Annotated in this window: 13 protein-coding genes; 10 read left to right on the top strand and 3 right to left on the bottom strand. The window is 61.7% G+C overall.

Annotation, left to right across the window (positions count from 1 at the left end):
* The first annotated feature begins 23 nt into the window (after positions 1-23).
* The 3 genes from OHD62_RS01745 (at position 24) to OHD62_RS01755 (ending at position 2,371) form a co-directional block, all read left to right on the top strand.
* A complete protein-coding gene (locus OHD62_RS01745; RefSeq protein WP_263780508.1) occupies positions 24-455 on the top strand; it encodes an organic hydroperoxide resistance protein in 432 nt (143 codons plus the stop codon).
* 169 nt (positions 456-624) lie between these two features.
* Positions 625-1,467, top strand: coding sequence for a formate/nitrite transporter family protein (locus OHD62_RS01750; protein ID WP_263780509.1), 843 nt, complete (start codon positions 625-627; stop codon positions 1,465-1,467).
* Positions 1,468-1,774: 307 nt separating this feature from the next.
* Positions 1,775-2,371, top strand: coding sequence for a sigma-70 family RNA polymerase sigma factor (locus tag OHD62_RS01755; protein WP_263780510.1), 597 nt, complete (start codon positions 1,775-1,777; stop codon positions 2,369-2,371).
* A gap of 161 nt (positions 2,372-2,532) precedes the next feature.
* Here the strand turns inward: OHD62_RS01755 and OHD62_RS01760 are convergent, their stop codons facing one another.
* Positions 2,533-3,192 carry a response regulator transcription factor gene (locus tag OHD62_RS01760; protein ID WP_263782259.1) on the bottom strand — a complete coding sequence of 220 codons (660 nt, stop codon included), beginning with the start codon at positions 3,190-3,192 and terminating at the stop codon, positions 2,533-2,535.
* Between the two features lie 366 nt (positions 3,193-3,558).
* Positions 3,559-3,933 (bottom strand): response regulator transcription factor, encoded by a 375-nt coding sequence (locus OHD62_RS01765; RefSeq protein ID WP_263780511.1) that lies wholly within the window; start codon positions 3,931-3,933, stop codon positions 3,559-3,561.
* 521 nt (positions 3,934-4,454) lie between these two features.
* Here OHD62_RS01765 and OHD62_RS01770 point away from each other — a divergent pair.
* The 7 genes from OHD62_RS01770 (at position 4,455) to OHD62_RS01800 (ending at position 14,968) form a co-directional block, all read left to right on the top strand.
* Positions 4,455-5,447, top strand: coding sequence for a helix-turn-helix transcriptional regulator (locus OHD62_RS01770; protein WP_263780512.1), 993 nt, complete (start codon positions 4,455-4,457; stop codon positions 5,445-5,447).
* 99 nt (positions 5,448-5,546) lie between these two features.
* A complete protein-coding gene (locus OHD62_RS01775) occupies positions 5,547-7,835 on the top strand; it encodes an FdhF/YdeP family oxidoreductase (protein ID WP_263780513.1) in 2,289 nt (762 codons plus the stop codon).
* 190 nt (positions 7,836-8,025) lie between these two features.
* A complete protein-coding gene (locus OHD62_RS01780; RefSeq protein WP_263780514.1) occupies positions 8,026-8,595 on the top strand; it encodes a hypothetical protein in 570 nt (189 codons plus the stop codon).
* Positions 8,596-8,953: 358 nt separating this feature from the next.
* Positions 8,954-9,679: an alpha/beta fold hydrolase gene (locus tag OHD62_RS01785; protein ID WP_263782260.1), complete on the top strand. Its 726-nt coding sequence runs from the start codon at positions 8,954-8,956 to the stop codon at positions 9,677-9,679.
* A 353-nt stretch (positions 9,680-10,032) separates the two neighbouring features.
* Positions 10,033-13,206 carry an efflux RND transporter permease subunit gene (locus OHD62_RS01790; RefSeq protein WP_263780516.1) on the top strand — a complete coding sequence of 1,058 codons (3,174 nt, stop codon included), beginning with the start codon at positions 10,033-10,035 and terminating at the stop codon, positions 13,204-13,206.
* Complete coding sequence (locus tag OHD62_RS01795; protein ID WP_263780517.1) at positions 13,203-14,453, top strand: efflux RND transporter periplasmic adaptor subunit; 1,251 nt, start codon at positions 13,203-13,205, stop codon at positions 14,451-14,453. Before OHD62_RS01790 ends, OHD62_RS01795 begins: the two co-directional genes overlap by 4 nt.
* Positions 14,454-14,731: 278 nt before the next feature.
* Positions 14,732-14,968 (top strand): hypothetical protein, encoded by a 237-nt coding sequence (locus OHD62_RS01800; RefSeq protein WP_263780518.1) that lies wholly within the window; start codon positions 14,732-14,734, stop codon positions 14,966-14,968.
* Between the two features lie 157 nt (positions 14,969-15,125).
* On the opposite strand, the gene OHD62_RS01805 is transcribed toward OHD62_RS01800, so the two are convergent.
* Positions 15,126-15,926, bottom strand: a complete 801-nt coding sequence (locus OHD62_RS01805) for a sensor histidine kinase (protein ID WP_263780519.1) — start codon at positions 15,924-15,926, stop codon at positions 15,126-15,128.
* Positions 15,927-16,092 lie beyond the last annotated feature (166 nt).

Below are 16,092 nucleotides of genomic sequence, written 5' to 3' on the forward strand. Positions count from 1 at the left end.
ACCGCTCACTCACGAGGAAAACAATGACCGAGACCATTCTCTACGCGACCAAGGTCACGGCGACCGGTGGCCGCAAGGGCACGATCCGCAGCGAGGACGGCACACTGGACCTCAAGCTCGCTATCCCCAGGGAACTGGGCGGCATGGGCGGAGCCACCAATCCCGAGCAGCTCTTTGCCGGTGGCTATGCCGCCTGCTTCGAGAACGCGCTGCTGCGGGTGGCGCGCCAGTCCGGTCATCGCTTCGCCGACGGCGATGTCGAGGTGGTCGCCGAGATCGGGCTCAGCCGCAACGAGGCCGATGCCTTCGTGCTGCACGCGACACTCGCGGTCAACATCGCCGGCGTCGACCAGGCGACCGCCGAGCAACTGGTGCGCGGCGCCGATGCCATCTGCCCCTATTCCAATGCGATCCGCGGGAACGTCGATGTCGCCAAGACGGTCGTTGCGCTGTGACATTGATAAGACTGATCGCGGCCGACAACGCATACCAAGGGATGTCTGGACCTAAATCAAGCGCTTAGTCTGGTTGCCCTGCGTAGAATGTCGCGGCGAAATGCCGTCGGCTATCCAGTCCTGGTTGGCGACGCACGGGAGACGTGCCTGACCCGTAAGGACAGCGATCATGAATGACAGCCTCTCACCGCTCGAAATCGCGCGCGCAATGGTGGATCTCGGCGCCGCCAAAGCCGCTCACAGCGTTCCTGATCTTTTGATCCGCGGCATGCTTTCCGGCGCGCTCCTCGCCTTCGCGACATGTCTGGCCCTGCAGGGTGCGCTTCAGACAAATGTCCCACTCGTTGGCGCTCTCATCTTCCCGGTGGGGTTTGCCATCATCATCATCCTTGGCCTCGAACTCCTGACCGGGAATTTTGGACTGGTACCACTGGCCGTCCTGGCTCACCGCACGACGGTCGGCCGGATGTTGGCCAACTGGTTCTGGGTTTTTGTCGGCAACATGCTCGGCTCGCTGGCCTTCGCTGGGCTGTTCTATGTCGTCCTGACCGATGTCGGCAATGTCGGGGCGGGTGTGCTCGGAGATCATCTGCGCGCGCTCGCCGAAGCAAAGACGATCGCCTATGAGCCATATGGATATGATGGACTGGTGACCGGTTTCGTCAAGGCCATGCTCTGCAACTGGATGGTCTGCCTCGGCGTCGTCATGGGAACGAGTTCGAAGTCCGTCGTCGGCAGGATCGTCGGATGCTGGTTGCCAATATTCGCCTTCTTCGCACTCGGCTTCGAGCACTGCGTCGTCAACATGTTCGTCATTCCCATGGGGATGATGCTCGGGGCCAAGATCAGCTTCGCAGACTGGTGGTACTGGAACCAGATACCCGTTACCCTGGGCAACATTGCCGGCGGGTTCCTGTTCACGGGGCTTCCTCTCTTTTGGACCTATCTGAGGGGCGGCGCAGAAGGCATGCCCGCCCCCGCGGCGAGGATGTCATTCGGCCCGGCCGAGTGATCGGGTCGGCACTCTCGCGAACACACCTCCTTCCTCAACATCGAGCCGCCCACATTGCATCGCGAAAGAATGTAGTCGTTTCGAAAAGAAGCCCTCTGTTGGGTCCGCCATGGTGGCGCCGACGGCACCCCAGCCGCGCACAGTATCGATTGGCCGCAGCAGGCCAGGAGCCGCACATGCATCAGAGACCAGACGTGCAGTCCCGAACGAGCGGATGGCTGTGGCTGTCTGCTTCGTGTCCGACCGGGTTCAGTCCGGATCACGAGTTGCAATCGCCGCCCTTGCGCACTGCCTGATGACCACGAACATGACGCATCTTGAATGTCCGCCCGGTGTTTCGCGGCAGTCACGTTTTCACTCGGCTGACGCCGCTTCGGCAAGCCTCGCGGCGGCCGAAATCGCCGACGAACGCAGGCGAGCGATCGTCGCGGAGATTCCACGGCTGCGCGGCTATGCGCGCGCGCTGCTGCGGGACCGCGATGCCGCCGAGGACCTTGTGCAGGACAGCCTCGAACGGGCGCTGTCCAGGATGGCGAATTGGACGGCAGGCGATACGCCGCGCCGCTGGCTGCTCACGATTATGCACAATCTGTTCGTCGACCAGTTGCGGCGCGCCAAACGCCATGCCCAGGCGGTGACCACGATTTCAGAAACGATAGATGCGATCGCGACGTCGCCACAGACTGACAGGCTCATATCGCTGGACGTGTTCTCGGCGCTTCAGCAGATCAATCCCGAACGGCGCGCGGCACTCGTGCTTGTCGCGGTCGACGGCCTCTCCTACGCCGATGCCACGAAGGCGCTGGGTATTCCGGCGGGCACGCTGACGTCGCGGATCGCCAGGGGCAGGGAGGAGTTGCGATCGATCCTCGAAGGTGTCTCGCGGCCCGGACGACCAGGGTGAGCGAAGAAAGAACCGGCGCCGTTTGCATGATGAGCCCAAGGCACCGGCCGTCCACGCCGGCGCGGCGTCACGGGGCCATATCCGGCGAACGGCGGAGCCGGTATGTGGCCGGACCGCGGCTACAGCATCGAGAATGGCTGGAGCGAGCGGGCGGGATCGCTCTAGTGGTTTGCGCTTCGAAGGCCCAACCGCTCTGCAACCCGCACCAGGTCAGGCAAGGTTCGGACCGCCATCTTCCGCATGAGATGCCCGCGATGGATCTTGACCGTAATTTCGCTGAGGCCCATCTCGCCCGCGATCTGCTTGTTCATCAAGCCCTTGGTCACGAAAAACATGACCTCCTTTTCGCGAGAAGTCAGTGTTTGGTACAGGGCCGATATCGTCGCCACTTCCTTGCCGGATTTCCACCTTATGCGGTCGGTCTCGAGCGCGCCGTAGACCGCATCAAGCATGTCCTGGTCCCGGAACGGTTTGGTCAGAAAATCGATCGCCCCGGCTTTCATCGCGCGCACCGACATCGGGACATCGCCGTGTCCGGTCATGAAGACGATCGGCATTTGAATGTTCGACTTTGCAAGATGAGCCTGGAAATCGAGGCCGCTTACGCCGGGCAACCGGATATCGAGCACGAGGCAGCTTGGCGTTTCCGGCAGTTTGCCCTGCAGGAATTGGCTGGCGGAGGCGAACAGCTCGACATGCAGCCCCACGGATCTGAACAGGCCGCTCAGGGCATCCCGCACAGCAGCATCATCATCGATCACATAGACGGTCGACGCAAAAGCGGTCGACGCGGTTCGGCCTGGATTGGAACCTGCTGTCACGATAGCGATACGCCTCTCACGATTCCCGCTGCGGAATGGCACAGCGCCATCTTAGCATATTAATTTGGCAACGGCCCCCGCCACAGGGCGAGACGTGGTCGCGACTGTCGGCAATGCCGAGGCAGATTGGACCGCTTCCGCGATGGTTCGTTCAAATACACCATCAATACCACCGATCCACCTGCCGGCGCAGCTCAAGCGCGCTGATGCCTCCACCGTCGCGCTCTCTGCGCAGCGGTGCCAGACGGGCGATCACCGAAACCTGCCTGGAATTCAACCGCACAGATTGGCGGCAATCTTCCCGGAACGCACGCGACTTTACTCCAAGAGCATGGAGGTGGCAGCACTCGGATCACCAAAAAGAAGTCATTCCGGCTTGTTTTCGCGTGGCCAGTTCAGCGCATTGTCGATGCACCGGATCATGGCGGCGGCGTCAAAAGGCTTGTAGAAGAAGCCTGCCGCCCCTGCAGCGAGGGCATTTTGCCTGGTGCGCTCGTCAGGATAGGCCGTGATAAAGATCACTGGAACGGTGTGGCCACGTGCCAAGAGCAACGTCTGCAGTTCCAAACCGTTCATTTCCGGCATCTGCACATCGGTAATGACACAGCAGGCATCGGCGAGCCGGGGCGAACGCAAGAGTTCCTCGCCCGAGGCAAACAGGCTCGTGGCAAAGCCGAAGGAACGCATCAGATTCGCGGTGGACGTGCGGATCGCCTCGTCGTCGTCAACAATGGCAATCATAGGAATTTTCGGCACCTCGGTGTCCCCCGGAGACTGTGTCGTCCGGCGTCGCCCGGCGCAATGTCATCTCGGCACCAGCATACAGCGCAGGGCCAGGACCGAAACTATACAGAGGTTTGGGCGAGCTGAGGTTCACAGGCAGCGAAGTCGTGACCTGGCGACCGGTCGGAGAACCGTCCGGTTACGCCGCTGCGTCAAGGTTCAACTGCACGTGGGATATCATTGTCGCACGGCGCCGGCGGCCTTCCTGCGCAAGGTTGCCGTCATCGCCAGAACACCCAAGGCGCCGCCTCCGCCAACAGTGATACCATCGTATATGCCGCATAACTGATGATATGATTCATTCAGACTGCCATTCAATGGAGCAGGTTTCCCACCCGTGTACCTTGGCCCGGCAAGCAGAAGAAAAATTCTGAGGGCAGAGGAGCAATGGTCCAATGCAGTTCCACTCATTGTCTGCATCCGAATATTACGATCGGCAGCCGGGAGAGGATCGGCCCGTCCTTCCTCGAGGTGACGGCATGGCCCGACCGATGCACGCCGCCGCCCCGCCCCGAACGCCTGAATTCGGCTCGTCATTGTTCGACCCATTCGACGCCAGCCGCGGCGCCCACAAGGTGGTGCCAGATTCCGGCATGATTTCGATCCCCCTCACTCATATGAATGTCGTTCTCTCGGTGTCCGCCGCAGCGATGCTGCAACCCCATCGCGGCGGTCTGACGATGCATGCAAATGCAGCGGCAGACCCTGATCCCGCGGCGGTGCCCAGGGGGCCCATGGCGCAATTCGCCGAAGCAGGCCGAAGCGCGATCGACGGGCTGAATATCTTGCACGCGCCCCGCGACCTCGGCCTTGCCGAGCTGGTCCCGGAACGGCACTCCTCTGATCCGGTGGTCGAGCGTCTTTCCCGAGCGCTTGAGGCGGCCGAAGGCAGCCATGATGGATTTGGCAACCTCTATGCCGACGCAGTCCGCCTTGCCATCGTAACCCGCTTGCTCACGCTGCGCTCAGATCCGGAGCCAGACCTGGATGAGCCGACGGCACGCGCTACGGCCGCCCTGCCGAAATGGCGATGGAAGCGCGTCGTCGAATACGTCGATTCACATCTCGATGAGACGATTACGCTCGCCGACATGGCAGCAGTGGCGGGGCTCAGCCGAATGTACTTCGCCGCACAGTTCCGGGCGGCCACCGGCATTCGTCCGCATGAATTCCTGCTGCGGCGACGGATTGACCGCGCCAAGCAGATGCTCATCGAGACCGAGATGACCCTGGTCGATGTGGCGCTGAGCGTGGGCTTTCAGAACCAAGCCCATTTCACCACGGTCTTCAGACGTTTCGTTGGCGAGACCCCCTATCGCTGGCGTTGCGGCAACCGCACGGATGTCGCAGATCGCCCTTCCGACAGCGATCCCGCCTGTTGGCGCTATCCGCCTCGTGGGTCGGATACGCGGCCCATTCAGCTGGCATCTCCGGGAGAGTTGCCACCCCGCAGCGCTGCCGGCGCAACATAGTCGACATCGCTGGCAGCATCCCTGCGATGGAAAGATGTTGCTTGCCAGAATGCTCCTTTCCCAGGGAGGATTCTTCAGCTCTCCGTAAAGGCATCTCCAATGGCCGATGATATCCGTCCCTACAATGCCCCGGCCGGCGGATGGGGAGCGCTCAAGGCGCTGGGCGAACACCTTGTCGAGCAGGGAATCCCGATCAAGGGGGCGGTCACTCTGGGGCGCATGAACCAGCCGGAGGGATTTGATTGCCCCGGCTGCGCCTGGCCGGACCCCAAGCACACTTCGTCCTTCGAGTTTTGCGAGAACGGGGGCAAGGCGGTTGCCTGGGAAGCCACGGCGAAACGCTGCACGCCGGAGTTTTTCGCCGCCCATACCGTTGCCGAGCTTTCAAGCTGGAGCGATTTCGATCTCGAGATGGTTGGGCGACTAACTCATCCGATGGCCTACGACGCCGCATCCGACCACTACGTGCCGGTCGGTTGGGACGAGGCCTTTGCAACCGTTGCCCGCCACCTCAACGGGTTGCCGGATCCCAACATGGCCGAGTTCTACACATCCGGCCGCACCTCGAACGAGGCAGCGTTCCTCTACCAGCTCTTCGTGCGCGAATTCGGCACCAATAATTTCCCTGATTGCTCGAACATGTGCCACGAGGCTACCAGCGTCGGCCTGCCGCACTCGCTCGGCGTCGGCAAGGGTACCTGCCTGCTTTCCGATTTCGACAAGACGGACTGCATCTTCATCTTCGGACAGAATCCGGGCACGAACAGCCCTCGCATGATGACGAGCCTGCGCAACGCTTCGCGGCGCGGCGCAACCATCATGTCGTTCAATCCGTTCCGCGAACGCGCTCTGGAGCGGTTCCAGTCGCCCCAGAGCCCGGTCGAAATGGCAACGCTCACGTCGACGCCGATCAGCGCCAAGCTTTATCAGGTGCGTGTCGGCGGCGATGTCGCGGTCGTCAAGGGACTCATGAAAGTTCTCATGGAGGCAGACGATACGGCGCGCGCAGGCGAACTGCCGGCGATCCTCGACTGGGATTTCATCAAGGGCCATACGACGGGTATTGAGGCTCTCACCGCCGACCTGCGGGCGACGCGATGGGAGGACATCGTGTCTCAGTCAGGGCTCGCTCGCGACGACATCGAATACGCCGCTCGCGCCTACATGCAGGCCGAACGAGCGATCATCGTCTATGGCATGGGCATCACGCAGCACCGGCGGGGCGCACAAAGCGTGCAGCAGCTGGCCAATCTCGCACTGCTGCGCGGCCATATCGGCCGGGAGGGCGCCGGGCTTTGCCCCGTACGCGGCCATTCCAACGTCCAGGGCGATCGCACGGTCGGCATCACCGAAACGCCGACAAGGGAATTTCTCGATCGGCTTGAGCGCCGCTTCGGCTTCATGCCGCCGTCCCAGCACGGCCACAACGTCGTCACCGCGCTGGAGGCCATGAAAGACGGCACGGTGAAAGTGTTCTTCGCCATAGGTGGCAACTTCGTGTCCGCCATCCCCGACTGGGAGGTGACACGCGCTGCCTTGCGTAAGCTCGACCTGACGGTCCAAGTGTCGACCAAGCTCAATCGCAGCCATCTGGTACACGGGCGCGATGCGCTGATCCTGCCTTGCCTCGGGCGCACCGAAATCGACGTCCAGGCAACAGGGCCGCAGTCGGTCACGGTCGAGGATTCGATGTCGATGGTGCACGCCTCGGCGGGCCGCAATGCTCCGGCGTCAGAGCATCTGAGGAGCGAACCTGCAATCGTCGCCGGCATTGCGCGGGCAACACTGGGTGCACGTTCCGTCGTCGACTGGGAAAGCTTTACCGCCGAATATGACCTTATCCGCGACGCGATCGAAGACGTGTTCCCGATCTTCCAGGGCTACAATGCCCGCATTCGCATCCCGGGCGGCTTCCATCTGACGTCAAACGCGCGCGAACGCATCTGGGCGACAGCTTCCGGCAAGGCGAATTTCCTTGTCTTCGACGGTCTCGGCGAGGATCCACCCCAGGACAGTCCCGACGTACTATGGCTGACGACGGTGCGCAGTCATGATCAGTACAACACCACGATATATTCGATGTCCGACCGCTATCGCGGTGTCTTCGGTCAGCGCGACGTGGTCTTCCTCAACGAACAGGAGATGGAAAGGCGGGGTCTCCAGGCCGACGACCGCGTCGACTTGATCACTCTGTCCACCGATGGCGTTGAGCGCCGCCTGTCCAATTTTCGGATCGTCCCGTATGCGTTCCCAAATGGCAGCTGTGCTGCCTACTATCCCGAGGCAAACCCTCTCGTGCCGCTCTATTCGCACGATCCGATGAGCTTCACACCCTCTTACAAAGCAATTCCGATACGCATTTCGCGCTCGCGTACCGAGGCGGTTTGATCATCGGCGCGGTCGCGTGCCTTCAGCTCATCCTCACCATGGATTTTTCCTGCCGTTTCGATGTCGTGTGCTTCTCGTTGACAAACGTTCCTTCACGAAAGCGAACGGGCTCAATAGCAATACTTTTCGAAGCGTTAGTTGTTCACTGGCATCCACGAGATTTGCTTCGAAAAGCAACCGGAGTGGCAAAATGATTTCTCATGACCAATGCCGATCTGCCCCCAGGAGGCTCCGCAGTGGCGATCTTGGAGCCGCGTCGCACTGGGTCGCAGCTAAGTGGCTGGATGGGTTCGGTCGCGGTACCGATGGCGCCAGCGGCAGTGTCGAGCTGGCGCAGTTTGGGGTTTTGGAACCCTATCTTGCCGAAGCAGTCGTGCTGGAGCGGGGAGCTGACTTCGTGTTCGCAAAATGGGGCGCGGCGCTGGGCGCGCTTTGTGGTGGGGACCGTAATGGTCACAAGCTGTCCGCGCTCCCTCAGCCCAGCCGGGGGCAGCTCCGCCGCCTATGTGTGCGGGCCGCAGCGGAGCAGTTGCCGCAAGCGCGACACGCGACCTGGGCGCTCGATGGGCGGATTTGGCAGTGTGCGATGCTGGCACTGCCGACGGCCGGCGACGAGCTTTCCGCGACGCGACTTCTCGTCGCCCTGTTCTTTGCCCCTCACCCAATGTTTGCCGCCCAACCTGTTCCGCGCGGCGAGGCGTTGCGTTGGAGGCGAAGCGCCCACGCACGCCGCGCACGCGCCATTCTGCCGAACTCCTGAGGCGCCTGTCCGCTCCTCCCGCGGGCGTCCGAACTGGCGGTGGGTCGCATCAGCGATCCCCGCCCCTTTTTTGGCTTCGGTCGTTTAGGACGGCTCGCCACCGGACCTGCCCGTGCGGGGCGAGAAAGGCAGGGGCGTTTCTGAAAGACGCCGAACCGCGAAATCGAGATTGTCGCAACGAGCCACTTCCGACAAGCCTCGGCAACGGAGCCGGCCGCAGGATTTGCTACCGCATCGCCGGCCCTCATCTCGGTCATCGGCGCGTTCGATTGTTTGCAAAAACGGAAGGAAGAGACCCGTGCGCGAGATCATCAAAGCCATCGCAATTGCCATCACTCTTGGCCTGTCGGGAGTCGCCGTGGCGGATGCCGCCGACAATCCCAAGCCTGCGCCCAAGCCCGCGCATACCGTGGCGCGCAACGTCGTGCTCGTGCACGGAGCGTGGGCGGACGGATCGAGCTGGGCTGAGGTGATCCCGCTCCTTCAGGCAGCCGGCCTGAAAGTGACCGCGGTGCAGAATCCGCTGACATCGCTGGCAGACTCGGTCGCGGAGACGCGCCGGGCGCTGGCGCTGCAGGATGGGCCAACCGTGCTGGTAGCGCATTCCTGGGGCGGCACCGTCATCAGCGAAGCGGGGACTGATCCCAAGGTCACATCACTGGTCTATGTGGCTGCGCGAGCACCGGATGCCGGTGAGGATTTCGTCGCTCTCTCCGCGGAATTTCCCGCAGGACCCGTCCGGGCCGGCATCCAGGTGAATGATGGTTTCTCCAGATTGTCCGAAGAGTCATTCCTGAAATACTTCGCGAACGGTGTCGCGCCCAGGCAAGCGAAGGTCCTGTATGCGGTTCAGGAACCCACCGCGGCGACTATCTTCGGCGGACGAACCACCGAAGCTGCATGGCATTCCAAGCCATCGTTCTATGCGGTGTCGAAGCAGGACAAGACGATCAACCCTGATCTCGAACGGTTTCTCGCGAAACGCATGCACGCGACGACGGTGGAGATCGATGCGGGCCACCTGTCGCTGGTTTCACATCCCAAGGAGGTCGCCGACCTCATTCTGGCTGCCGCGGGTCGATGACATTGGATCTGAAACTGCCCCGGCGAAGCGATGCGGACGGGCCTGACGGCCTGGGCGGGCGGTCCCAGCGACGACCCGCCCGCTGCACTGATGTGCCCAAACCAGTCGCGCTCAGCAAACTGATGATGGCTGACCGGTCGCGCCCGCCATGAGGCGAATTGCGCCCGGCCATGAGCCTGGCGGCGTCACAGGGCAACGCTCGGCACCGACGCTTTTTTGGGCGCAAGCACCGGACATTCAAGGCAATGCGCGCAAAGCCATTTCGCAGACACTCACTAGAATCCGGCAATACGGCGACGTTCATCGCTCGAGCCGTTCCGACTAACGTCGCCAGGAAGGTCATCGGCTAAGACATGGGCATCGTTCGGTTCGCGCTGCGATTTCCGCACACGTTCTATGTGCTGGCTGCCTTGATTCTCTTTCTCGGCGCCGTCGCAGGTCGCGAGATGCGGTTGGACGTCTTTCCGGAAATCAACATTCCGGTGGTGACTGTAATCTGGAGCTATGGCGGCCTCAGCACGCCAGAGATGGAACAGCGCGTCACCACTTACAGCCAGTATGCGATCAGCTCCAACGTCAATGGCATCAAGAACATCGAGGCGCAGACCTTAGGGGGGCTGTCGGTCCAGAAGATCTATTTTCAGCAGGATGTGAATCTCGACCTAGCAATCGCGCAGATCGTTTCGGCGACAAACGCCATTCGCGCCCTCCTGCCACCGGGAATCCAGGCACCGCTCGTGGTGCAGTTCAACGCCTCCAGCGTGCCGGTCCTGCAGATCAGCCTCAGCTCCGACACCCTCAACGAACAGCAGCTTTACGACTACGGCATCTATCGGATCCGCCAGCAACTGGCCCCGATCCCGGGTGTCACGCTGCCAACACCCGCAGGCGGAAAATATCGCCAGATCATGGTCGACCTCGACCCGTCGAAGCTCCTGGCCAAGGGCCTGACGCCGCTCGACGTCGTCAGCGCGGTCAACGCCCAGAACCTGACCTTGCCGTCAGGCACCGCCAAAATCGGCAACACACAGTATGTCGTGCACACCAATGCCACGCCGGCAACCATCGACGAACTCAACAATATTCCGGTCAAGGTCGTGAATGGCGCCACGGTGTTCGTCAAGGATGTCGGCCAGGTCCATGACGGATGGCTCGTTCAGCAGAACATCGTCCGCGAGAATGGCCGGCATTCGGTTCTGCTCAGTATCATCAAGAACGGCAACGCCTCGACGCTGGAGGTGGTCGATGCCGTTCGGGATGCCTTGAAGACGGCGCGTGCCGCAGCACCTCCCGGCATGGAAATCAAGGAGCTCTTCGACCAGTCGGTATTCGTCAAGCAATCGATCGCCGGCGTATTGCGGGAGGGCGTGATCGCGGCCGCGCTCACCGCCCTGATGATCCTGCTGTTTCTCGGATCGTGGCGATCGACGCTGGTCGTCATGATCTCGATCCCGCTTGCGATCCTGTCGTCGGTCGTGGCGCTGTATTTCCTGGGCGAAACGCTCAACACGATGACGCTGGGGGGCCTGGCGCTGGCGATTGGCATCCTCGTCGACGATTCGACGGTGACGCTCGAGAACACCCATCGCCTGCTCACCGAGGAAGGACAGATGCTGCCGCAGGCGACGCTGCATGGAGCCGCCGGCATCGCCGTGCCGACCCTGGTGTCGACGCTAGCCATAAGCTGCGTGTTCACATCGGTGGTCTTTCTGGAAGGTCCGGCAAAATATCTGTTCACGCCGCTCGGTCTTGCCGTCGTGTTCGCGATGCTCGCGTCCTATGGACTTTCGAGGACGCTCACCCCAATCACCATCGGGTTACTGCTCAAAAGCGAGCGCCACGACGCATCGACGGGCTGGTTCGGCAGGTTTCACACCAGGTTCGAACATGGTTTCGAGGCCATGCGGCTGCACTATGCTGAGCTGCTGGCCGTACTCCTCAGGCACCGGTTCATCGTTCCCGTCATTGCAGCCCTGGTGCTCGCGTTGGGCACTCTGCTGTCGACGCTCGTCGGTCGCGATTTCTTTCCCGCGATCGACGGCGGCCAGATCCAACTCCATGTGCGGGCCCCCGCCGGAACCCGGATCGAGGAGACGGAGAAGATATTCCAGGCTGTCGAGGACAAGATCCGCGAGATCGTTCCCGATCGCGACCTCCAGCTTGTCGTCGACAATATCGGCCTGCCGGCGCGTGCCTACAATTTGGCGTTCACGGACGGATCGACCATCGGCGTGAATGACGGCGTGATCCTGGTCTCATTGAAAGACGGCCACGCGCCGACCGCCGACTATGTGCGCAAGTTGCGCGCAGCGCTGCCCAGTGCCTTTCCAGACGTTCTGTTCTACTTCCAGTCGGCCGACATCGTCACGCAGATCCTCAATTTCGGACTGCCGGCGCAGATCGATGTCCGTACGGTCGGCTATGACCGCGCAACCAATCTGCGGATCGCGATGGAACTGCGGCGCCGCATCGCAGCCATTCCCGGTGTAGTCGACGCACACCTGCAGCAGGAAGTCGACGCGCCGGCGTTCTATGCCGATATCGATCGCACGCGGGCGGCGCAGCTCGGCCTCGATGCCAGCACGATCGCCAACAACATCAATGTGAGCCTGAGTTCCTCCGAGCAGGTGTCGCCGAACTTCTGGACCGACCCGACCACGGGCATTCCCTACTATCTGGCCGTTCAGACGCCGGAGAACAAAATCGCGTCACTGAACGATCTCGGCAACACGCCAGTGTCCTCAACCATCAACACGGCCGGTGCACAGGTTCCTGGGCAGCTTAGCAACGTCGCGACGTTCAAGCGCGACAGTCTCCCGACCAACGCCAACCAGGCGAACGTCCAGCCGGTCTACGAAGTCTATGCAAGCGTCCAGGGCCGTGATCTGGGAAGTGTCTCCAGCCAGATCAGCGCGGTCGTTGCCGACCTGCAGAAGCAGCTTTCGCCGGGAAACAACATCCAGGTCCTGGGCCAGATCCAGAGCATGAACGATGCCTTCTGGGACCTCGGCATCGGCATCCTGTTCGCCGCCGTGTTCGTCTACTTGCTGATGGTCGTGAACTATCAGAATTTCGGCGACCCCTTCGTCGTCATCCTTGCCTTGCCGGCGACCTTGTGCGGCATCGTGACGATGCTGTTCATCACGGGCACGACGCTCAACGTGCCTTCACTGATGGGAGCTATCATGGCGGTCGGGGTCGCTTCGGCCAATTCCATCCTGCTCGTGACCTTCGCCCGGGACCAGCAGTTGGCCGGCAAGTCCGCGTTCGACGCGGCGATCGAAGCCGGTCATACCCGGATCAGGCCCGTGCTCATGACCGCGGCCGCGATGATCGTCGGCATGGTCCCCATGGCGATCGGCGGAGCGGGCGAAGAGCAGAATGCCGCGCTGGCGCGCGCGGTCATCGGGGGGCTTTTGTTTGCAACGCCCACGACGCTCCTCGTCGTGCCGTACCTGTTCGCGATGCTGCGCAGCGGACAGGACGGCAAGACGGCTCACGGCGTCTTCGACGAGGAAATCGCATGAAACCGAGGGACCATCTGGATCAGCCCGACGACATGGTGATGAATGGCGCAACGGAGCGGCCGCCGCGCCGAGGCGGAGGCTGGCTGCTTGGATTGGGCGCGCTGACCCTGCTGACGACGGGACTGGCCTATGGCGTCCAGGGATACTATTCGCGCAACCGCGAGCTCGCGGCGGCCGCCGAACAGGCGCGTGACTTCATCCCGCAGGTGCGTGTTGCGGCGGTAAGGCCGAGCGACGACATCGTGCAAGTCAGTCTGCCCGCCACCACAACTGCCTACGACGTCGCCGACATTTTCGCACGGGCCAGCGGCTATATCGAGACGCGTGAGGTCGATATCGGGGACAAGGTCAAGAAGGGACAGTTGCTGGCCAAGATTGCCGTGCCGGAACTCGATGACCAGATTTTACAGGCCCAGGCAACCTTGGGACAGCTCAAGGCGGCGCTGCAACAGGCACAAGCCAATCTCGATCTCGCCAAGGTGACGTGGCAAAGAGACAAACCCCTGGTGGACCAGGGCTGGATCACCAAGCAGCAGGGTACGATCGACGTCCAAAGCCTCAAGGCACAGGAGGCGGCTGTCGGCGTTGCGCAGGCCAATGTGAATGCACAGCAGGACCAGCTGCGCGTGCTCGACCAGCAACAGGCCTACCAGCAGGTCGTCGCCCCGTTCGACGGCGTCATCACTCAACGCAACGTCGATATCGGCAGCCTGGTGCAGGCCGACACGACCAACAGCACTTTCCTGTTCGCCATCATGCAGGGGGATGTGATCCGTGCCCAGGTTTACGTCCCCCAGGACCAGGCATTTGGACTAACCCCGGGGGTCAAGGCTGTGCTCCAGGTCCCCGAAATCCCCGGCCGTACCTTCCCGGGCACGGTGACGCGGATCGCCGATGCGCTGGCACCGGGCACGCGCACCTTGCTGACCGAAATCGACATTCCTAACCCCGACGGTGTCCTCACGCCCGGCACCTATTGCACCGTCGAACTCCAGATTCCGCGCAAGACGCCCAGCTTCTCCGTGTCGGCAGATGCGATCATCTTCAACGCCGATGGCTTGCAGGTTGCCGTGGTCGAGGACGGCGTTGCGCATATTCGAAAGATATCGGTGGCGCGCGATCTCGGAACGGAGGTCGAGGTCCGTGACGGCGTCAAACAGGGGGATCTGGTGATCCTGAATCCGCCGGTCGAACTTGCCGAGGGCAGCAAGGTGCAGATCAGTCCTGCAGCCGTCGGAACACCCTAGTTCCGTTCACCCTGGTTCAGTTCAAGGCGCCCGGCGTGAAATCGCGACCATCGTCCTTGGCGCCATACACGAACCGAACACCAGCACTCCATACTACCTTATACATGAATGATACTTTGATATGCTATGTATTACTTCCGATCGTTGCTAAATAATCGATGCAGGCCGAGAACAGTAGAGGCGAGACGAACATCGCAACCCGAAGCTTCCCGAGTGCCTGTAGCCGGAATGCGCGGTGGACAAACGGCCGCCTTCCTCAACGAAAAGGAGATCTAATCATGCGTTCTATCCCTCTGAAGGCGGCGCTTGCCGCGATGATCGTCGCCATCCCACTCACCGGCGCCTTTGCCGCCTCGTCGCGCGGCGGGGACCATGACGGCAATCACGGCCATGGCCAAGGCGGCAGCAGCCTGTACGGCGACTTCTCGCAGAATGGATGGTTTGACGGCATCAATTCGTTCAAGGCCCATCCGACTGCGGGCAAGAACCTCCTCCAGCAGTTCATGGGTGAATGAGAAGGCCCTACCGTCTCGCCGCAGCCCCGCCGTCTCTCAGGAACGGCGGGGTCTGCAGCATGAAGCCTACGCATGCCAAAGGCGCAGAGACCAGCCGCCTGCAGGAAAGCCTGGCTACCTGGAGTATTCCTCAAACCAGGCATGGTTTCGACTTCGATCATGAACATGCAGCGCCGCTAACAAACCTTTCGACCTGGCGGTTCGTTCGCATCGTCTGCCGGCATCGACTTGGCGCAACTGTTTTTGACCCAACCGTACTTGGCCCGACCGTGGCTGGGACAACGAACCGGAAAATGCTGCCGTGCGGAAGATTGGGCGTGGCCCACAGCCGACCGCCGTGGGCCGTGATGATGGAGCGGCATATCCACAGTCCCAAACCCATGCCCTCGCACTTGGTCGTGAACAGGGGATCGAAGATGTGCTCGACAAGCGCTGGATCGAGCCCCGTGCCCGTGTCCTCGACTGCAACCAGCACATCCCCATTTTTGTCGAGCCGGGTGCTGATCCGCAACTTTCGTTGCCGATCCTGCACGGTGCGCATCGCCTCGATGCCGTTCGCGACCAGGTTGGCGACGACTCGTTCCAATTGACCGCGATCACCCCTGATCGGCTCCAGGTTCTCAGCGAGTTCGACCTCGACCGCGATGCGGTGAAGGCGCAGATCGAGGCTGACAAGATTGAGGAGGTCCTTGATCAAGTCGTTGATGTCGAGCTTAGCCGCCATGGGCGGGGATTTTCGGACCAGATCCCCAATACCTCTGACGACATCGGCGGCGCGAAGGGTGTTGCCGATGATCCGTTCGATGGCCTGTTTCGCCTCATCGAGATTCGCCGGGTCTCTCGTCAACCACAGCAAGGCGGTTTCCGCGTTTGTCAGAATGGCGGTAAGCGGCTGGTTCACTTCATGCGCGATGCACACCGCGCGCTCGCTTATTGCTGTCGATTGGGTGCCATACATTAGATACGGGCTCCTACGGCAAGAGGGGTGCGATTTGGTCGTGAGCGGTACCGAGGGCTGCAGCAGATCAATCCGCCTGACCGTGCGAATGGGCGCGATGAGACTATTCCCTCTGCCGGGGAGGAAATCTTCCGGAGCGTTCGGTGTGATGAAGCTATGCGAATGT

The sequence above is a fragment of the Mesorhizobium sp. YC-39 genome (assembly GCF_025753795.1).
GTDB lineage: Bacteria > Pseudomonadota > Alphaproteobacteria > Rhizobiales > Rhizobiaceae > Mesorhizobium.